The organism is Thermohalobaculum sp. (assembly GCF_058622915.1).
This window is the reverse complement of sequence record NZ_JBZSYN010000074.1, coordinates 1-18,393: the sequence shown is the minus strand read 5'-3', so window position 1 is coordinate 18,393 and position 18,393 is coordinate 1. Positions and strand designations below refer to the sequence as shown.

The following is an 18,393-nucleotide window of genomic DNA, read 5'->3' as shown; positions in this document are numbered from 1 at the left end:
TGTGCAATGGCCGCGTCCGCGGCGATCCCGCGCGGGCGGGAAAATCCGCTTTGCCCGCCACGCCGGTGGCGCTACCAAGGGGTCAGTCACAGCCGGGCGGCGAAGGGGGAAGACCGTGCATTACCGCATCGACAAGGTCCTGACGCAGGCGCAGGTGGCCGATCTGCGCGCCCGGCTGGACAAGGCGGAGTTCGTCGACGGCAAGATCACCGCCTCCGGCGCCGCGGCCGCGGTCAAGAACAACCTGCAGGTCCAGCCCGAATCGCAGCTGCGCAAGGAGCTGGTGCACAGCGTCCAGCGCGCGGTCGGCGCCAGCCCGCAGATCTCGGCCTATGCCTTCCCCAAGGGCATGGCACCGCCGACCTTCGCGCGCTACGAGCCGGGCATGGAGTACGGCGCACATGTGGACGCGCCGTTTCTCAACTTCGGCCAGCTGCGCGCCGACATCTCGATGACGGTGTTCCTCAACCCGCCCGAGGAGTACGAGGGGGGCGAGCTGGTGCTCGACCAGGGCGGCAACGAGACCAAGATCAAGCTGCCCGCCGGCGACGCCTTCATCTATCCGACCACCTATCTGCACCGGGTGGCGCCGGTCACGCGCGGCGTGCGGCTGGTGGCGGTGACCTGGTTCCAGAGCCACATTCCCGACGAGCGCCACCGCGCCATTGTGGTGCAGCTCAACCAGGTCAAGGGCGCGCTCGAGGCCGACCCGGCGCGGGCCCGCGAGGCCGACGCGCTGCGCGGCGCGCTGTTCAACCTGATCCGCGAATGGTGGCAGCCCTAGGGCGCCGCCGGCAGCCCGCCAGATCGGCTTTCGGGGCCCCGCTGGTCGGGCGGGGCGAGGTGCGGCCATGACCGTGCCGCGCACCATGTTCGGCATCCAGCTCACCGGCCATGGCGGGCCGGAGAAGCTGGTCGCAAACCCGGCGATCCCGGTGCCCGCGCCGGGCCCGGGCGAGGTGCTGGTCCGGGTGCTGGCGGCCGGCGTCAACAACACCGACATCAACACCCGCATCGGCTGGTACGCGAAGGAGGTCCGCGCCGGCACCGACGGCAGCGCAGAGGCGGAGGTCGAGGCGGGCGGCTGGGCCGGCGCGCTGGGCTTTCCCCGCATCCAGGGGGCCGACCTGTGCGGCGTGGTGGTGGCGCATGGCGCGGGGCTCTCGGCGCCGCCGCTCGGCGCGCGGGTGACCTGCCCGACCAACCAGGCCGAGCCGACGCCCGCGAACCCGGTGGCGATCCGGGTGATCGGCTCGGAATACGACGGCGCCTTCGCGCAGTTCTGCGTGGTGCCGGCGCACCAGCTCTACGACGTCACCCGCTCGCCGCTCACCGACACCGAGATCGCGGCGATGCCGTGTGCCTACGGCACCGCCGAGAACCTGCTCGACCGCGCCCGCGTGGCGACCGGCGAGCGGGTGCTGGTGACCGGCGCCTCGGGCGGGGTGGGAATGGCGGCGGTGCAGCTTGCCAAGCTGCGCGGCGCAACGGTGACCGCCCTGGCCAGCGCGGCGAAGCAGGCGGCGGTGCGCGCCGCGGGCGCCGACGACGTGCTGGACCGCGGTGCCGTGCCGGCGCCCAGCCGCTTCGAGGCCGTGATCGATCTGGTCGGCGGGCCGGGTTGGGGCGGTCTGATCGAGGCGCTCAAGCCGGGCGGGCGCTACGCGGTCGCCGGCGCCATCGCCGGGCCGATCGTCGAGGCCGACCTGCGCACGATCTATCTCGGTGACCTGACGCTGCTCGGCTGCACCTACCAGTCGCCCGAGGTGTTCGGCCGGCTGGTCGGCCACATCAACGCCGGCGCCCTGCGCCCGCTGGTCTCGAGGACCTATCCGCTCGGCGAAATCGCCCGGGCGCAGGAGGACTTCGTCGCCAAACGCTATCCCGGCAAGCTCGTGCTGTTGCCCCCGGAGGTCCAGTGATGCCCGGTCTTCCCAGCCATGCCCGCGCGGTGATCATCGGCGGCGGCGTCGCCGGCTGCTCGGTGGCCTACCACCTGGCCAAGCTGGGCTGGTCCGACGTGCTGCTGATGGAGCGCAAGCAGCTGACCTCGGGCACCACCTGGCACGCCGCCGGGTTGATCGGCCAGCTGCGTGCCACGCACAACATGACCCGGCTGGCCAAGTACTCGGCCGACCTCTACGCCCGGCTCGAGGCCGAGACCGGGGTGGCGACGGGGATGCGCCAGCTCGGCTCGATAACGCTGGCGCTGACGCCCGAGCGGCGCGAGGAGGTGCTGCGCTCGGCCTCGATGGCGCGCGCCTTCGGCGTGCCGGTCGAGGAGATCTCCACGGACGAGGTCCGCGCGCGCTACCCCCATGTGCGCACCGACGACGTGACGGCGGCCGTCTTCATCGCCACCGACGGCCAGGGCGACCCGGCCAACATCGCGCTGGCGCTGGCCCGGGGCGCGCGCCAGGGCGGCGCCACCATCGTCGAGGGCGCCAGGGTCACCGCCATCCAGCGCGCGGGCGGCCGCGTCACCGGTGTCTCGTGGGAGCACGGCGGCGAGACCGGCCGCACCGAGGCCGAGATCGTGATCAACTGCGCCGGCATGTGGGGCCGCGAGGTCGGGCTGACGGCCGGGGCCGCCGTGCCGCTGCATGCCTGCGAGCATTTCTACATCGTCACCGAGCCGATCGCCGGGCTCGCGCCCTTGCCGGTGCTGCGCGTGCCCGACGAGTGCGCCTATTACAAGGAGGACGCCGGCAAGATGATGCTGGGCGCCTTCGAGCCGAACGCCAAACCCTGGCCGCCCGAGGGCCGCGCCATCCCCGAGGGCTTCTGCTTCGACCAGCTGCCCGAGGACATCGAGCATTTCGAGCCGATCCTCGAGCAGGGCGTGGCGCGCATGCCGATGCTGGCCGAGGCCGGCATCCACACCTTCTTCAACGGCCCCGAGAGCTTCACCCCGGACAACCGCTACTATCTGGGTGAGGCGCCGGAGACGCGCGGCTTGTGGGTCGCGGCCGGGTTCAACTCGGTCGGCATCCAGTCGGCCGGCGGCGCCGGCTGGGCGCTGGCGCAGTGGATCGAGGACGGCGCGGCCCCCTTCGACCTGTGGGACGTGGACATCCGCCGCGTCCAGCCGTTCCAGAACAACCGGCGCTACCTGCGCGCCCGGGTCTCCGAGACGCTGGGGCTGCTCTATGCCGACCACTTCCCCTACCGCCAGCCCCAGACCGCGCGCGGCATCCGCCGCTCGCCGCTGCACGGGCACCTGGCCGCGCGCGGCGCGGTGTTCGGCGAGGTGGCGGGCTGGGAGCGCGCCAACTGGTTCGCCGAGGACGGTGAGGCGCGCGAGTACCGCTACAGCTGGGGCCGGCAGAACTGGTTCGCCAACGCCGCGCGCGAGCACCGCGCGGTGCGCGAGGGCGTCGGGCTGTTCGACATGACCTCGTTTGGCAAGATCCGCGTCGAGGGGCGTGACGCGGCCGACGTGCTGCAGCGCCTGTGCGGCAACGACGTCTTCGTCGAGCCCGGGCGCATCGTCTACACCCAGATGCTCAACGAGCGCGGCGGCATCGAGGCCGACGTCACCGTGACGCGGCTCTCCGAGACCGCCTTTCTGGTGATCACGCCGGGCGCGACGCTGACGCGCGACCTGGCCCGGATCCGCCGCCACCTACCCGACGGGGCGCATTGCGTCGTCACGGAGCTGAGCGCGGCCGAGGCGGTGATCGTGGTCATGGGGCCGAAGGCGCGCGAGGTGCTGCAGCCGATCACCGGCGTCTCGCTGGAGAACGCCGACTTCCCCTTCGGCACCGCGCAGGTGGCCGAGATCGGGCTCGGGACCGCGCGGCTGCACCGGGTGACTTACGTCGGCGAGCTCGGCTGGGAGGCCTACGTGCCCGCGGACCAGGCCGCGCATGTCTTCGAGGCGATCGAGGAGGCCGGCCGGCCGCACGGGCTGAGGCTTTGCGGCCTGCACGTGCTGGACTCGTGCCGCATCGAGAAGGCGTTCCGCCATTTCGGCCACGACATCACCGACGAGGACCACGTGCTCGAGGCGGGGCTGGGCTTCGCGGTGAAGCCGGACAAGCCGCGCGCGCGCTTTGGCGACTTCATCGGCCGCGAGGCGGTCCTGCGCAAGCGCGAGGCGGGGCTGACGCGGCGGCTGGTGCAGTTCCGCCTCGAGGACCCGGAGCCGCTGCTCTACCACAACGAGCCGATCCTGCGCGACGGGCGGATCGTCGGCATCGTCACCTCGGGCAATTACGGCCACCACCTCGGCGGCGCCATCGGCCTGGGCTACGTGCCCTGCGAGGGCGAGACGGCCGATCAGGTTGTGGCCTCGTCCTACGAAATCGAGGTCGCCGGCCGCCGCGTCGCCGCGACGGCGAGCCTGAAACCGATGTATGATTCCCGGGCGGAAAGGGTGCGCGCATGAGCGGACTTGCCGAACGCCACGAACGGTTCCAGGGGCTGCACGCCTCGGGCTGCTTCGTCATCCCCAATCCCTGGGACGCCGGCTCCGCGCGCATGATGGCCGCCGCCGGGGCGCAGGCGCTGGCGACCAGTTCCGGCGCCTTCGCCTTCACGCTCGGCCGCCCGGACATGGGCACCATGACCCGCGACGAGGCGCTCGCCCATGCCGAGTCCATCGTCGCGGCCACGCCGCTGCCGGTCTCCGGCGACTTCGAGAACGGCTTCGCCGACGACCCCGACGAGATCGCCCAGACCGTGCGGCTGGCGGCCGAGGCCGGCCTGTCCGGCTGCTCGATCGAGGACACCCGCATGGTCGCGGGCCATCCGCCCTACGCCTTCGACCTCGCCGTCGAGCGCATCCGCGCCGCCAGCTCCGCCGCCCGCGCCCTGGGCCGCCCGTTCGTGCTGTGCGCCCGTGCCGACGGCTGCCTGACCGGCGGCTACAGGCTCGAGGAGGCGATCCGCCGGCTCCGCGCCTTCGAGGCCGCCGGCGCCGACCTGCTCTACGTGCCGCTGCCGCCGGGGCCGGCCGAGCTCAAGCAGGTGCTCGCGGCGGTCACCAAGCCGGTCAACGCGCTTGCCGCCGGGCCGCTGCGCGAGCTCACCGTGGCCGAACTGGCCGCGATGGGCGTGCGGCGCATCTCGGTCGGTTCGCAGGTCGCGCGCGTCACCCAGGCGGCGATCCGCGACTGCATGACGGCGATGCTGCAGGGTGGCAGCTTCACTCCGCTGAAGGCCGGCGCGCCGGGCCGTGAAATCGACGCGATGCTGGCGGCGGGAGCCGCGGGAGGCACTCATGGTTGAGCCTGCAATCGGGGACTCCGTCCGCCGCCGCCATGGCGGCCGCGCGGCCCGCCACGCCGAGCGCGCCGCACCGCTGGCCGAAGCGATCCGGCCCGTGCGCCCGGGGCTCGAGGGCGGGCTCTACAAGCCGCTGAGCGAGGCCGGCGTCGCGCGCATCCACCGCGCCGCGCTCGACCTGCTCGAGCAGGTGGGGCTCGCCGATGCGCCGCCCTCGGGCGTCGCGCTCCTGACCGGCGCCGGCGCGGTGCAAGGCGACGACGGGCGCATCCGCTTCCCGCGCGCCCTGGTCGAGGACATGCTGGCCAAAGCGGCGCGCGGCATCACGCTCGCCGGCCAGGACCCGCGCTTCGATTTGCAGCTCTCGGGCGCGAAGGTGCATTACGGCACCGCCGGGGCGGCGGTGCACCTGGTCGACGTGGAAAAGCGCGTCTACCGCGATTCCACCATGCAGGACCTCTACGACGCGGCGCGCATCGTCGAGGTGCTCGACAACGTGCACTTCTTCCAGCGGCCCATGGTCTGCCGCGACATCGCCGACAACCAGGAGATGGACCTCAACACCGTCTATGCCTGCATCCGCGGCACCCGCAAGCATGCGGGCGTGAGCTTCACCGAGGCCGCGAACGTGGCCCCCGCGCTCGAGATGCTGCATCTGGCGGCGGCCGGCGAGGAAAAATGGCGCGCGCGGCCGTTCGTGTCGAACTCCAACTGCTTCGTGGTACCGCCGATGAAGTTCGCCACCGAGGCCTGCCTGGTGATGGAGGCCTGCATCCGCGGCGGCATGCCGGTGTTGCTGCTCTCGGCCGGGCAGGCCGGGGCCACGGCGCCCGCGCCGATCGCCGGCGCTGTGGTGCAGGCGGTGGCCGAATGCCTGGCGGGCGTGGTCTATGTCAACGCGCTGGCGCCGGGCTTCCCGGCGATCTTCGGCACCTGGCCCTTCGTCAGCGACCTGCGCACCGGGGCAATGTCGGGCGGCTCGGGCGAGCAGGCGCTGTTGAGTGCGGCCTGCGCCCAGATGCATCGCTTCTACGGCCTGCCGGGCGGCGCGGCGGCGGGCATCGCGGACTCCAAGCTGCCCGACATGCAGGCCGGCTGGGAGCAGGCGGTCTCCAACGTCATGGCCGGGCTCGCCGGGCTCAACATGGTCTACGAGTCGGTCGGCATGCACGCCTCGCTCCTGGGCTTCTGCCTCGAGTCCCTGATCCTCGGCGACGACATGCTCGGCCAGTGCCTGCGCTGCGTGCGCGGCATCGAGGTGGACGAGGACTCGGTCTCGGTCGAGGCGATCCGCGAGGTCTGCCTCAAGGGACCGGGCCACTATCTCGGCCACGCCCAGACGCTGGGGCGCATGCAGTCGGATTATGTCTATCCGCGGCTGGGCGACCGCACGAGCCCCAAGGAATGGGTCGAGAAGGGCCGCCCGGACCTCTTGGCCAAGGCCATCGCCAAGAAGCGCGAGATCCTCGACGGCCCGCACCCGCGGCACATGAAATGGGAGGTGGACAAGGCGATCCGCCAGCGCTTCCGCATCCACCTGCCCCCGAAGGCGGTGGGGCTTTGAGGGAATTTCCAAACCCGCTGCCCCGGGGCTGACCCGGGGCCCCGGGCCTGCCGCGGCAGGGAGGTCCCGGCTCGGGGCCGGGACCAATGGCGGTGTCTAGCCCCGCGCGGCCAGCGCCTCGAGCACGGCGTCGCCCATGCCCGAGGTCGAGACCTGCCGCCCGCCCGGCGCCTGGCCGAGATCGGCGGTGCGCAGACCCTTGGCCAGCACGTCCTCGACCGCGCCCTCGAGCAGGTCGGCCTCGGTGCCGAGGTCGAAGGAATAGCGCAGCGCCATGGCGAAGCTCAGGATGCAGGCGATCGGGTTGGCCAGCCCCTTGCCGGCGATGTCCGGCGCGGAGCCGTGCACCGGCTCGTAGAGCGCCTTGGGCCGGCCGTTCGCCATCGGCGCGCCGAGCGAGGCCGAGGGCAGCATGCCCAGCGAGCCGGTCAGCATCGCCGCGCAGTCCGACAGGATGTCGCCGAACAGGTTGTCGGTGACGATGACGTCGAACTGCTTGGGGTTCCTGACCAGCTGCATGGCGCCATTGTCGGCGTACATGTGGCTGAGCTCGACATCGGCGAATTCCTGGTCGTGCACCCACTGCACCTCCTCGCGCCACAGGATGCCGGCCTCCATGACGTTGGCCTTCTCCATCGAGCACACCCGGCCCGCGCGCTTGCGCGCCAACTCAAAGGCGGTGCGCGCGACGCGGCGGATCTCCTCGGTGGTGTAGCGGTGCGTGTTGATGCCGACGCGGCTGCCGTCATTGAGCTCGGTGATGCCGCGCGGCTCGCCGAAATACATGCCCGAGGTCAGCTCGCGCACGATCATGAGGTCGAGCCCGGCCACCACCTCGCGCTTGAGCGAGGAGAAATCGGCCAGCGCGTTGAAGCACTTGGCCGGGCGCAGGTTGGCGAACAGGTCCATCTCCTTCCTGAGCCGCAGCAGCCCGCGCTCGGGCTTCAGCGCAAAATCCAGCGCGTCGTATTTCGGCCCGCCGACGGCGCCGAGCAGCACCGCGTCCACGGCCTGCGCCCTCGCCATGGTGGCGTCGGCCAAGGGCACCCCGTGCGCGTCATAGGCGGCGCCGCCGACCAGGTCTTCGGCGACCTGGAACTCCAGCCCGCCGCTGGCGGCAAACCAGTCGATCACCTTGCGCACCTCGGCCATCACCTCGGGGCCGATGCCGTCGCCGGGCAGGATCAAGAGCTTCATGCGCGTCGTCTGGGCGGTCATCTCGGGGGGTCCTCCGTCGCTTCGCCGCGCGCCTTTTGCGCCATCGGCCGCGAGAGTTCAAGCGCCCGCCCGCCATGCCCCGGGGCGCCGGCAGGGAATAAAGTTGCGCCCGGGCCGTCAGTTACGGCGAGAGGCACCGCCGCGGGGCGGCTCGGCTGCGAATCGACCCCAGACGGTGCCGGCGAGGCGATGCCGCGCCGAGGCGTGCGACATTGCCGCGTTCCGTGCGGCTCAGATCGAATGGGAGGCAAAATTGCGATGGAGTGCCATTGACGGCCCCCGCTTCGGCGCCGCCGACGGCGAGACCGAGTGGGAAGGCGTCGATCGGGCGGATGACCACGATTTCGACCAGCCGAGCTTGCCGGACTGGCATGTCATCGGCCTGCTGCTCGGCTATGTCGCGCTGATCACCATCGGCATCACGCTGGCGTTCTGAGAGCAGCGTCAGGACGGCGGCGATGTGCCGCCGCCCTCCGGCGCGATGGCGCCTCAGCGCGCCTTGCCCGGGCTGCCGCGGTGCGGATAGGGCAGATATTCGACGTTCTGCATTCGCTGCGAGGGCTGGGGAAACAGCGCCATCAGCTCGAGCACGGCGTCGGGCATCTCGGTGCTGACGTTCAGCCCCAGCTCGGCCGCCTCGTCGGGAAAGATCGGGTGATCGTGGGTCCAGCGGCCCTCGGTCAGCGCGGTGGCGAGCGCGGCGATCTTGTCCTTGTCCAGCCGCCCCTCGAGCAGGCGCTCGGCGGTGCGCCGCAGCTGGGCGATCGCCTTCTTAGAGATATCTGCGTTGATCAGCGTGGCGTCGTCGACCTCGGCCGCCGGCTTGGCCGCGACCGCCTTGAGGATCGAGGCCGCGGGCTGCTGGCCGACCTGCGGGTCCATGGGCCCCAGCACCGAGTGCTCGCACATCACGATCTCGTCGGCGGCGATGGCGATTAGCGTGCCGCCCGACATGGCCATGTGCGGCACGAACACGGTGACCCGGCCCGGGTGGCGCTTGACCGCGCGGGCGATCTGGGTGGCGGCCAGCACGATGCCGCCCGGTGTGTGCAGCACGATGTCGAGCGGCACCTCGTCGTCGGTCATCTGGATGGCGCGCAGCACCTGCTCGGCGTCGTGGATGTCGATATAGCGCATGAGCGGGAAGCCGAGCAGGCTCATGGTCTCCTGCCGGTGCACCATCAGGATCACGCGCGAGTTCCGCTCGCGCTCGATCTCGCCGATCTTGCGCTGGCGCATGACCTCCATGAAGCGCCGGGCCATGACCGGCTGCAGCAAGGCGAGGAAGACCAGAATCCAGATCGCGTCGTACCAGCTCATCCCCAGGGTCCTTTCCTGTCCCGCCGGCCCCACGGGCGCCGGCGCGCGCGGCGCCGTCCGTCGGGGGTGAAGCCCCAGATGCCTTCGTCGCGCTGCGGCGGGCGGTAGTGCCGCCGTCTGAGCCAGCCGGTGGCGGCGAAGCCCAGCGCGAAGCCGCCGATATGCGCCCACCAGGCGATGCCGCCCAGCCCCGGCGGCGATATCAGGTCGGTCAGCCCCTGCACGACCTGCAGCGCCATCCAGAACCCGATGAAGAAGAACGAGTATATCTCAAGCACGAACGGGATGATGATGATCGGGATGATCACCACCACGCGCGACAGCGGAAACATGCGGATAAACGCGCCCATCACCCCGGCGATGGCGCCCGAGGCGCCCAGCGTCGGCAGCGCGGAATCGGCGTTGACCAGGGCCTGGGCGACGCTCGCGCCGATGCCGCAGGCCAGGTAGAAGGCGAGGTAGCGCGGCGCGCCGAAGCGGTCCTCGATGGCCGGGCCGAAGATCCACAGCGTCCACATGTTCAGGAGCACGTGCAGCCAGCCGCCGTGCAGGAAGGTGTTGGACAGGAAGGGCAGCAGGTTGCCGGGCGCGAGCCCGTGCGCCGCCGCCCAGTGCGGGTGGGCATAGCGCGCCGGCACCAGGCCCCACTCGACGATGAAGGCCTGCAGCTGGCCCGAGGGCAGCGAGACCTCGTAGAGGAAGATGGCCAGGTTCAGCGCGATCAGCGTCCAGGTGACGAAGGGCACATGGCGGATCGCGACGCTGGTGGACCAGGGGAACATGGGACGATGCCGATCCTCGGGCGGCGGCTCTGACTGGCGGGACCGTCCGCGGACGGCCGCGCCATGCTATTTGTGGCCCGGGACAATCGCCACCGGATTCGCCCGGGGCGCGGCGCTCAGAGCGTCTCCTCGAGCCGGTCGGTGGCCGGGGGCGGCCTGCGCGCCAGCGCCGCGATCTCGGCGCGCAGGTCGGGCGTCATGGCCACGTCGAGGGCGTCGAGCGAGGGCCTCAGCTGGGCTGTGTCGCGCGCGCCGACGATCGGGGCGGTCACGTCGGGGTGGGCCGCGACCCAGGCGACGGCGAGGCTGACCGGGTGGACGCCCCGGGCCTCGGCCAGCGCCGTGAAGCGCCCGGCGGTCTGAAAGACCCAGTCCTCGGAATAGCGCGCGGCGTATTCCTTGCTGGTGGAGATGCGCGCCCCCTCGGGGCGCCGGTCGGGGCCGTACTTGCCCGAGAGCAGCCCGCCGCCCAGGGGGCTGTAGGTGATGACGCCCAACTCCTCGGCGCGGGCCAGCGGCAGAATCTCCGATTCCGCCTGGCGCTTGACCAGGCTGTACATGGGCTGGATCACGTCGAAGCGCGCCCAGCCACGCCGCTCGGAGATCCCCAGCCCCCGCGCCACCTGCCAGGCGGCATAGTTCGAGGCGCCCAGATGCAGCACCTTGCCGGCGCGCACCAGGTCCTCGAGCGCGCGCAGCGTCTCCTCGAGCGGGGTATCGGGGTCCCAGCGGTGCAGGAACAGCACCTCGACCCGGTCGGTGCCCAGCCGCCTGAGCGAGGCCTCGAGGGCGCGGGTGACGTGGCGGCGGCTGGCGCCGCGGTCGTTGGGGCCCGGACCGGTGGGATTGAAGCACTTGGTGGTGAGGATCAGCTCCTCGCGCTCGGCCGCGGCGAGCCGGCCCAGGATCTCCTCGGCGCGCCCGCCGGAATAGGAATCGGCACAATCGAAGAAATTGATGCCGCGCTCGCGGCAGGCGGCATACATGCGGCCCGACTCGGCCGCGTCCGCCTCGCGCCCGAACGACATTGTGCCGAGGCTCAGCCGCGAGACCCTGAGCCCGGTGCGCCCCAGAAGCCGCATCTCCATCGCCGGTCCTCCCCCTGAGCCGAGCGGGCGAGCTTAGACGGATTCGGGGGGCATGGAAATCGCGGCGCAGGCCGCAAAATTCATACAGGTCTTATATAAGACCTATGAGAATTTTCGCGTGGCCGGGCGCCCTCATCCCTGCGGACCGATTACCCCTGCGGGCGGAAGTGCTCCCGGGCCAGCCGGTCGGCGGCGGCGCCGGGCGGAATGCCCTCGGCCTCGGCGGTCTCGAACACCCGCATTAGCGTCTGTGGGATCGCCTCGAGCTTGCCGCGCGCCTGGGCATCGGTGAGCCCGCAGGTCGGGCGCGAGACCGAGATCAGCCCGCCGGCGTTGACCAGGTAGTCGGGGGCATAGGCGATCTCTCGGGCGACCAGCCGGGCGTCGTCGTCGGCTGTCGCCAGCTGGTTGTTGGCGGCGCCGCAGACGACCTGCGCGCGCAGCTCGGGGATCGAGCGCCCGTTCAGCACCGCGCCGAGCGCGCAGGGGGAGAACACCTCGGCCTCGGCGGCGTGGATGGTCTCGGGCGCAGCGGTCGCGGCGCCATGCAGCGTGGCAACCTGCTCGAGCACGTCCTTGCGGATGTCGGCGACGATCAGACGCGCACCCGCCTCGGCCAGGAGCCGGCAGAGGTTGGAGCCGACATGGCCGAGCCCGCTGACCGCCACGCGGACCCCCTCGAGATCGCGGCCCAGCCGGTGGCGCACGGCGGCGCGGAGCGCCAGGAAGACGCCCTCGGCGGTCCAGGGCGAGGGGTCGCCCGCGCCGCCCGAGATGCCGGAGACGAAGCGCGTCTCCTTGGCCACCTCGTCCATGTCGGCGACCTCGACGCCCACATCCTCGGCGATGATGTAGCGCCCGCCCAGGCGGTTCACCGCGCGGCCCATGGCGCGCATCATCTCGGGCGTCTTCTGGCTTTGCGCGTCGGCCATGATCACCGCCTTGCCGCCGCCCAGCGGCAGCCCGGCCAGCGCCGCCTTGTAGCTCATGCCGCGCGACAGCCGCAGCACGTCCGTGAGCGCCTCGTCCTCGGAGGCGTAGTTCCACACCCGGCAGCCGCCGAGCGCGGGGCCGAGCCGGGTGTCGTGGATGGCGATGATCGAGCGCAGCCCGTCGTGCTGGTTTTGCGAGAAGACCACCTGCTCGTGGCCGTCGAACTCGGGATGGGTGAAGACCGTCATGGCGCTGCCTCCGCAGATGGGACGTTTTCCAATTACATAGGGCGCCCCCGGCGGGCGTGGCGCCTGTGGCGAAAATTTGAGCCGCTCCAGGGCGGCGATGCTGCGATGCGACAATCGGTGTGCCGGATGCGGCATATTCCGCGTTGACCGCCCCGCGGCGCGGGTCTATGTGGCGCGTGGGTGCGCCGCCGGGTAAGGGCGAGCGGCGGCGGACTCAGGAACCTCGCCCTGACGACGGAGCGCGTCGATGACGTTCCCCATGCCGCAGGCCAAGCCTGCGCGCCCCAACTTCTCTTCAGGTCCCTGCGTCAAGCGCCCCGGCTGGTCGGCGGAGGCCGTCGCCGCGCGCGCCTTTCTCGGCCGTTCGCACCGGGCGGCGCAGGGCAAGGCCCAGCTCAAGGAGGCGATCGAGCGCACCAAGCGGCTCATCGGCCTGCCCGAGGGCTGGCGGCTCGGCATCGTGCCGGCCTCGGACACCGGCGCGGTCGAGATGGCCATGTGGTCCATGCTGGGCGCGCGCCCGGTCGACGTGCTGGTGTGGGAGAGTTTCGGCAAGGGCTGGGCCACCGATGCGCTCAAGCAGCTCAAGCTGGCCGACTGCCGGGTGATCGAGGCGGGCTATGGCGCGCTGCCCGATTTCGCCGCGGTGCGGCGCCAGGCGGACCTGGTGTTCACCTGGAACGGCACCACCTCGGGCGCGCGCCTGCCCGACGCGCACTGGATCGCGCCCGATCGCGAGGGGCTGGCGATCTGCGACGCCACCTCGGCGGCGTTTGCGCAAGCGATCGACTGGGCGCGGCTGGATGTCGCCACCTTCTCGTGGCAGAAGGCGCTGGGCGGCGAGGCGGCGCACGGCATGCTGGCGCTTTCGCCGCGCGCGGTCGAGCGGCTGGAGAGCTTCGTGCCCGACCGGCCGCTGCCCAAGATTTTCCGCCTGACCAAGGAGGGCCGGCTGAACGAGGGCGTGTTCGCCGGCGAGACCATCAACACGCCCTCGATGCTGGCCGTCGCCGACTGGCTCGACGCGCTCGGCTGGGCCGAGGGGATCGGCGGGCTCGAGGCGCTCAAGGCCCGCGCCGACACCAACTTCGCCGCGCTGCAGGCCTGGGTCGACGCGACGCCCTGGGTCGAGAACCTGGTGGCCGCGCCGGCGGCGCGCTCGAACACCTCCGCGTGCCTCAGGATCGCCGACCCGGAAATCGCGGGGCTCGACCAGGCGGCGCAGCGCGCCTTCGTCAAGGCCATGGTGACGCGGCTGGAGGCGGAGGGTGCGGCCTTCGACATCGGCGGCTATCGCGACGCGCCGCCGGGCCTGCGCATCTGGTGCGGCTGCACGGTGGAGACCGCCGACATCGAGCGGCTGACGCCCTGGCTCGACTGGGCCTTCGCCACCGCGAAGGCCGAGAAGCTCGCCGCCTGAGACAGACATCTCGCCCCGCCGCGCGCGCCCGAGCGGCCGGCGCGGGGCCATCCGTGAGGAACACGACATGCCAAAGGTCCTGATTTCCGACGCGCTGTCCGAGAACGCCGTCGCCATCTTCCGCCAGCGCGGCATCGAGGCCGACTTCCGCCCCGAGCTGGGCCAGGATCCCGCCAGCCTCGCCGGCGCCATCGGCGACTATGACGGGCTCGCGGTGCGCTCGGGCACCAAGGTGACGCCCGAGATCATCGAGAAGGCAACGAAGCTGCGCGTGGTCGGGCGCGCCGGCATCGGGGTCGACAACATCGACCTCGCCGCGGCGTCCGCGCGCGGCATCGTGGTGATGAACACGCCGTTCGGCAACTCGATCACCACCGCCGAGCACGCCATCGCGCTGATGCTGGCGCTGGCGCGCAACATCCCCCGGGCCGACGCCACCACGCGGGCCGGCAAGTGGGAGAAGTCGCGCTTCATGGGCGTCGAGCTGACTGGCAAGACGCTGGGGCTGGTCGGCTGCGGCAATATCGGCTCGGTGGTGGCGAGCCGGGCGATCGGGCTGAGGATGCGGGTGATCGCCTACGACCCGTTCCTGTCCGACCTGCGCGCCCGCGAGCTGGGCGTGGAGAAGATCGAGGAGCTCGACGAGCTGCTCGGCCGCGCCGACATCGTCTCGCTGCACCTGCCCAGGACCGAGAAGACGGCGAACATCCTGTCGGCCGAGCGGGTCGCCGCGATGAAGACCGGGGCGCGGCTGATCAACTGCGCGCGCGGCGGGCTGGTGGACGAGCGGGCGGTGGCCGAGGCGGTGCGCTCGGGCCATCTCGCCGGCGCCGCCTTCGACGTCTTCGCCACCGAGCCGCCGGGCGAGAGCCCGCTGTTTGCACTGGACAACGTGGTGGTCACGCCGCATCTGGGCGCCTCGACCTCGGAGGCGCAGGAGAACGTGGCGCTGCAGGTGGCCGAGCAGATGTCGGACTACCTGATCGACGGCGCCATCCAGAACGCCATCAACGCCCCTTCGATCACCGCCGAGGAGGCACCGGTGCTGGCGCCCTGGGTGCGGGTCGCGGAGGTGGTTGGGGCCTTCGCCGGGCAGCTGACCGCGGAGCCGATCTCGGGGATCGAGATCGAGTATGTCGGCCGGGTCGCCGAGCTCAACGTCAAGCCCCTGACCGCGACCCTGGCCGCCGCGCTTTTGCGGCCGCAGCTGGGCGAGGGCGCGGTCAACATGGTCTCGGCCCCGGTGATGGCGCGCGAGCGCGGCATCCACATCGCCGAGACCAGGAAGGACGCGCAGGGGGCCTATGGCTCGTATGTGCGGCTGATCGTGCACTCGAACGGGGGCAAGACGCGCTCGGTGGCGGCGACGATCTTCTCGGACGGCAAGCCGCGCTTCGTGCAGATCCGCGGCATCGACCTCGAGGCCGAGCCGCAGCCCTTCATGCTGTATACGCGCAACCGCGACCTGCCGGGCTATATCGGGGCGCTGGGCACCAAGATGGGCGATCTGGGCATCAACATCGCCACCTTCGCGCTGGGCCGCGCCGAGAAGGGCGGCGACGCCATCGCGCTGGTCGGGGTGGACGAGGCGCTGAGCCCGGCGGTGCTGAGCCAGATTGCGGCGCTGCCGCAGGTGCGCGAGGCCAAGGCGCTGGAGTTCTGAGCCTCAGGGCGAGGGCGGCGGCTCCGCGTCGCCGTCGTCGGCTTCCACCAGCTCGCTGGCGGTGAGCGCGCGCGGCTCGACCTCGACGCCGGCGAGCCCGTCCAGCGTGGTGCCGGCCGAGACCACGCCCAGGGATTCGAAGCGGCGCGCGGTGGGCAGCACGCGGCCCTCGAGCGAGCCGACCGCCTTGTTGTAGCGGTCCACGGACGAGCGGAGGGCGGCGCCGAGCTTTTCCATGTGCTCGCCGAAGGTGCGGATGCGGTCGTAGAGCGTGCGCGCGAGGCTCGCCACCTCCTCGGCGTTCTTGGCCAGCTTCTCCTGCTGCCAGCCATAGGCGATGGCCTTGACCAGCGCGATCAGCGTGGTGGGGGTGGCGATCAGCACGCGCTTCGAGATCGCCGCCTCGAAGAGATCCGGGTCGAGCTCGATAGCGGCGGAATAGAACGCCTCGCCGGGGACGAACATGACCACGAAGTCCGGCGTCACCGGCAGCGCGTTCCAGTATTCCTTGGCCGCCAGCCCATCGACATGGGCGCGGACCTGGCGCACATGGGCCTTGAGCGCCTGCTCGCGCGCCGTCTCGTCGGCCGCGTCGATGGCGTTGAGATAGGCGTCGAGCGGCGTCTTGGCGTCGACCACGATGGCCTTGCCGCCGGGCAGCCGCACCACGGCGTCGGGGCGACGGGCGCCGTCGGCGCCGGGTATGTGGTGTTCGGCGGTGAAGGCCACATGCTCGACCATGCCGGCCATCTCGAACACCTGGCGCAGCTGGAACTCGCCCCAGCGGCCGCGGGTCTTGGGCTGGCGCAGGGCGCTGACCAGCTTGTTGGTCTCGGAGTTGAGCTGCTTCTGGCCCTCAGCGAGCTGGCGCACCTGCTCGCGCACCGCATGATAGGCACCCTCGCGCGCCTTCTCGATCTCGCCGATGCGGGTCTCGAACTTCTCCAGCGACTGGGCCACCGGCTTGATCATGGTCTCGATCGCCTGCTGGCGCTTGGAGAGGTCCTCGTTGGCCGCCTCCTTGTGCTTGTCGAAGCGCTCGGAGACCAGATTGAGGAAGCTCTCGGCGTTGCCCTTGAGCGCCTGCTGGGCGAGCGCGCCGAACTTGCGCTCGATCTCCTCGCCCATGCCGCGCAGCTCCTCGAGGCGCGCGGCGTGCGCCTTTTGCTCGGCGTCCAGCTGGCCCTTGAGGCCCTCGGCGTGGCGGGTCTCGTCGTTGAGCCTGTCGTTGAGCGTGCGCGCCTCCTCGCCCAGCCGCGCCGAGTCGGCGCGCGCACGGCGCAGCGCCGGCAGCGTGTAGAGGAGCGCCAGCGCAGCGCCGACGACGCCGGCGACCAGCATGGCGACGAGAGCGATGGCGTCGAAGCCCGGCATAGGCACGTTCCCCGCGTGTGGAGCCCTGAGCGGGCAGTCTCTCATACCGCGGCGGAACAGGACAAGAACAATCGGGCCGGGCGGGCGCCTTGACGGCGCGCTTTGACATGGTGCGCTTTGACTTGCCGCGCCCGATGCGCGAGTCTCCGCGTCGAGGCAACGGGAGCGAGAGCATGACGGACACGCCACGGATCGCGCAGAAGGGCCCCTTTCCGGTCGAGGTCGAGGAGGGCAAGTCCTATCTGTGGTGCGCCTGCGGGCGCTCGGGGACCCAGCCCTTCTGCGACGGCAGCCACAAGGAGACCGCGATCCAGCCGGTGAAATACACCGCGCACAAGACCGGCCGGGTGTATTTCTGCGGCTGCAAGCACTCGGGCAACAAGCCCCTGTGCGACGGCACGCACAAGACCGTGTGAGCCGCGCGGCTGCGCCGCACACTGCGCCCTTTCGCCCCGCCTGCCCCGCCCCTATAAGGGCGCCGCTGAACGGGAGGCACCAAAATGGCCAACGTGGTGGTAGTCGGCGCCCAGTGGGGCGACGAGGGCAAGGGCAAGATCGTCGACTGGCTGAGCGAGCGCGCCGACGTGATCGCGCGCTTCCAGGGCGGGCACAATGCCGGGCACACCCTGGTGATCGGCAACCAGACCTTCAAGCTGTCGCTGCTGCCCTCGGGCATCGTGCGCCCGGGCAAGCTGTCGGTAATCGGCAATGGCGTGGTGCTCGACCCCTGGGCGCTAATCGCCGAGATCGAGAAGCTGGCCGGCCAGGGCGTCAGCGTCAGCCCGGAGAACCTGCAGATCGCGGAGAACGCGCCGCTGATCCTGTCGGTGCACACCGATCTCGACCGCATGCGCGAGGAGGCCGCGGGGGCGGGGCGCATCGGCACCACGGGCCGCGGCATCGGCCCGGCCTACGAGGACAAGGTGGGCCGGCGCGCCCTGCGCGTCGCCGACCTCGCCGACGACGCGACGCTTGAGTCGCGGCTCGACCGGCTCTTGGCGCATCACGACCCGCTGCGCCGCGGGCTGGGCGCCGAACCGGTGGACCGGGCCCGGCTCAAGGCGCAGCTTGCCGAGGTGGCGCCGAAGGTGCTGCCCTTCGCCCGGCCGGTCTGGCGCACGCTGGCCGAGGCCCGCGCCGCGGGGCGACGGATCCTGTTCGAGGGGGCGCAGGGGGCGCTCCTGGACATCGACTTCGGCACCTATCCCTTCGTCACCTCGTCCAACACCATGGGCGGGCAGGCGGCGGTGGGCACCGGCATGGGGCCGGACGCGGTCGGCTATGTGCTGGGCATCGTCAAGGCCTACACGACGCGGGTCGGCTCGGGGCCGTTCCCGACCGAGCTGACCGACGAGACCGGCCAGCGGCTCGGCGAGCGCGGCCGCGAGTTCGGCACCGTGACCGGGCGCAAGCGCCGCTGCGGCTGGTTCGACGCGGCGCTGGTGCGCCAGGCCTGCCGGGTCGGCGGTATCGACGGCATCGCGCTGACCAAGCTCGACGTGCTGGACGGGCTCGAGGAGCTGAAGCTGTGCACCGGCTACCGGCTCGACGGCG

At 71.6% G+C, this 18,393-nt stretch carries 16 protein-coding genes; 10 read left to right on the top strand and 6 right to left on the bottom strand.

What is annotated here, in order from left to right:
- Positions 1 to 115: 115 nt before the first annotated feature.
- The 5 genes from AC32QD_RS06125 to AC32QD_RS06105 all read left to right on the top strand — a co-directional run bounded on the left by AC32QD_RS06125 (position 116) and on the right by AC32QD_RS06105 (position 6,793).
- On the top strand, positions 116 to 784 hold the full coding sequence (locus AC32QD_RS06125) for a Fe2+-dependent dioxygenase (protein WP_492009600.1): 669 nt from the start codon (positions 116 to 118) through the stop codon (positions 782 to 784).
- Between the two features lie 67 nt (positions 785 to 851).
- Entirely contained in the window at positions 852 to 1,922 is a 1,071-nt protein-coding gene (locus AC32QD_RS06120; protein WP_492009599.1) for a zinc-binding dehydrogenase, read from the top strand.
- The gene (locus AC32QD_RS06115; protein ID WP_492009598.1) at positions 1,922 to 4,390 is read left to right on the top strand and encodes a GcvT family protein; all 2,469 of its coding nucleotides are present in this window, start codon (positions 1,922 to 1,924) and stop codon (positions 4,388 to 4,390) included. The genes AC32QD_RS06120 and AC32QD_RS06115 overlap by 1 nt, the downstream gene beginning before the upstream one ends.
- Complete coding sequence (locus tag AC32QD_RS06110; protein WP_492009597.1) at positions 4,387 to 5,232, top strand: isocitrate lyase/PEP mutase family protein; 846 nt, start codon at positions 4,387 to 4,389, stop codon at positions 5,230 to 5,232. Before AC32QD_RS06115 ends, AC32QD_RS06110 begins: the two co-directional genes overlap by 4 nt.
- A complete protein-coding gene (locus AC32QD_RS06105; RefSeq protein ID WP_492009596.1) occupies positions 5,225 to 6,793 on the top strand; it encodes a trimethylamine methyltransferase family protein in 1,569 nt (522 codons plus the stop codon). Before AC32QD_RS06110 ends, AC32QD_RS06105 begins: the two co-directional genes overlap by 8 nt.
- Before the next feature lie 96 nt (positions 6,794 to 6,889).
- Here AC32QD_RS06105 and leuB read toward each other — a convergent pair whose 3' ends face one another.
- On the bottom strand, positions 6,890 to 8,011 hold the full coding sequence (gene leuB, locus AC32QD_RS06100; RefSeq protein WP_492009595.1) for a 3-isopropylmalate dehydrogenase: 1,122 nt from the start codon (positions 8,009 to 8,011) through the stop codon (positions 6,890 to 6,892).
- A 253-nt stretch (positions 8,012 to 8,264) separates the two neighbouring features.
- Between leuB and AC32QD_RS06095 the strand changes: the two genes are divergently transcribed.
- Positions 8,265 to 8,447, top strand: coding sequence for a hypothetical protein (locus tag AC32QD_RS06095; protein ID WP_492009594.1), 183 nt, complete (start codon positions 8,265 to 8,267; stop codon positions 8,445 to 8,447).
- Positions 8,448 to 8,500: 53 nt separating this feature from the next.
- Here AC32QD_RS06095 and AC32QD_RS06090 read toward each other — a convergent pair whose 3' ends face one another.
- From AC32QD_RS06090 to AC32QD_RS06075, 4 genes are all read right to left on the bottom strand, one after another.
- Positions 8,501 to 9,331 (bottom strand): SDH family Clp fold serine proteinase, encoded by an 831-nt coding sequence (locus AC32QD_RS06090; protein WP_492009593.1) that lies wholly within the window; start codon positions 9,329 to 9,331, stop codon positions 8,501 to 8,503.
- Positions 9,328 to 10,113 (bottom strand): rhomboid family intramembrane serine protease, encoded by a 786-nt coding sequence (locus AC32QD_RS06085; protein WP_492009592.1) that lies wholly within the window; start codon positions 10,111 to 10,113, stop codon positions 9,328 to 9,330. Before AC32QD_RS06085 ends, AC32QD_RS06090 begins: the two co-directional genes overlap by 4 nt.
- A 116-nt stretch (positions 10,114 to 10,229) precedes the next feature.
- Complete coding sequence (locus AC32QD_RS06080) at positions 10,230 to 11,201, bottom strand: aldo/keto reductase (RefSeq protein ID WP_492009591.1); 972 nt, start codon at positions 11,199 to 11,201, stop codon at positions 10,230 to 10,232.
- 149 nt (positions 11,202 to 11,350) lie between these two features.
- Positions 11,351 to 12,382, bottom strand: coding sequence for a Glu/Leu/Phe/Val family dehydrogenase (locus AC32QD_RS06075; RefSeq protein ID WP_492009590.1), 1,032 nt, complete (start codon positions 12,380 to 12,382; stop codon positions 11,351 to 11,353).
- A gap of 247 nt (positions 12,383 to 12,629) precedes the next feature.
- Here AC32QD_RS06075 and AC32QD_RS06070 point away from each other — a divergent pair, with 247 nt between their 5' ends.
- Together AC32QD_RS06070 and serA are read left to right on the top strand one after the other, a co-directional pair.
- Positions 12,630 to 13,802, top strand: a complete 1,173-nt coding sequence (locus tag AC32QD_RS06070) for a phosphoserine transaminase (RefSeq protein ID WP_492009589.1) — start codon at positions 12,630 to 12,632, stop codon at positions 13,800 to 13,802.
- Positions 13,803 to 13,869: 67 nt separating this feature from the next.
- A complete protein-coding gene (gene serA, locus AC32QD_RS06065) occupies positions 13,870 to 15,465 on the top strand; it encodes a phosphoglycerate dehydrogenase (protein WP_492009588.1) in 1,596 nt (531 codons plus the stop codon).
- Between the two features lie 3 nt (positions 15,466 to 15,468).
- Here serA and AC32QD_RS06060 read toward each other — a convergent pair whose 3' ends face one another.
- On the bottom strand, positions 15,469 to 16,839 hold the full coding sequence (locus tag AC32QD_RS06060; RefSeq protein WP_492009587.1) for a DNA recombination protein RmuC: 1,371 nt from the start codon (positions 16,837 to 16,839) through the stop codon (positions 15,469 to 15,471).
- A 173-nt stretch (positions 16,840 to 17,012) separates the two neighbouring features.
- Between AC32QD_RS06060 and AC32QD_RS06055 the strand changes: the two genes are divergently transcribed.
- Complete coding sequence (locus AC32QD_RS06055) at positions 17,013 to 17,255, top strand: CDGSH iron-sulfur domain-containing protein (RefSeq protein WP_492009586.1); 243 nt, start codon at positions 17,013 to 17,015, stop codon at positions 17,253 to 17,255.
- 84 nt (positions 17,256 to 17,339) lie between these two features.
- The coding region (locus AC32QD_RS06050; RefSeq protein WP_492009585.1) for an adenylosuccinate synthase at positions 17,340 to 18,393 on the top strand (1,054 nt) is incomplete at its 3' end.

Bases quoted from the DNA above. Each gene is read 5' to 3' on its own strand.
- AC32QD_RS06120 (WP_492009599.1), top strand. From the start codon at position 852: ATGACCGTGCCGCGCACCATGTTCGGCATCCAGCTCACCGGCCATGGC.
- AC32QD_RS06115 (WP_492009598.1), top strand. From the start codon at position 1,922: ATGCCCGGTCTTCCCAGCCATGCCCGCGCGGTGATCATCGGCGGCGGC.
- AC32QD_RS06110 (WP_492009597.1), top strand. From the start codon at position 4,387: ATGAGCGGACTTGCCGAACGCCACGAACGGTTCCAGGGGCTGCACGCC.
- AC32QD_RS06105 (WP_492009596.1), top strand. From the start codon at position 5,225: ATGGTTGAGCCTGCAATCGGGGACTCCGTCCGCCGCCGCCATGGCGGC.
- leuB (WP_492009595.1), bottom strand. From the start codon at position 8,011: ATGACCGCCCAGACGACGCGCATGAAGCTCTTGATCCTGCCCGGCGAC.
- AC32QD_RS06090 (WP_492009593.1), bottom strand. From the start codon at position 9,331: ATGAGCTGGTACGACGCGATCTGGATTCTGGTCTTCCTCGCCTTGCTG.
- AC32QD_RS06085 (WP_492009592.1), bottom strand. From the start codon at position 10,113: ATGTTCCCCTGGTCCACCAGCGTCGCGATCCGCCATGTGCCCTTCGTC.
- AC32QD_RS06080 (WP_492009591.1), bottom strand. From the start codon at position 11,201: ATGGAGATGCGGCTTCTGGGGCGCACCGGGCTCAGGGTCTCGCGGCTG.
- AC32QD_RS06075 (WP_492009590.1), bottom strand. From the start codon at position 12,382: ATGACGGTCTTCACCCATCCCGAGTTCGACGGCCACGAGCAGGTGGTC.
- AC32QD_RS06070 (WP_492009589.1), top strand. From the start codon at position 12,630: ATGACGTTCCCCATGCCGCAGGCCAAGCCTGCGCGCCCCAACTTCTCT.
- serA (WP_492009588.1), top strand. From the start codon at position 13,870: ATGCCAAAGGTCCTGATTTCCGACGCGCTGTCCGAGAACGCCGTCGCC.
- AC32QD_RS06060 (WP_492009587.1), bottom strand. From the start codon at position 16,839: ATGCCGGGCTTCGACGCCATCGCTCTCGTCGCCATGCTGGTCGCCGGC.
- AC32QD_RS06055 (WP_492009586.1), top strand. From the start codon at position 17,013: ATGACGGACACGCCACGGATCGCGCAGAAGGGCCCCTTTCCGGTCGAG.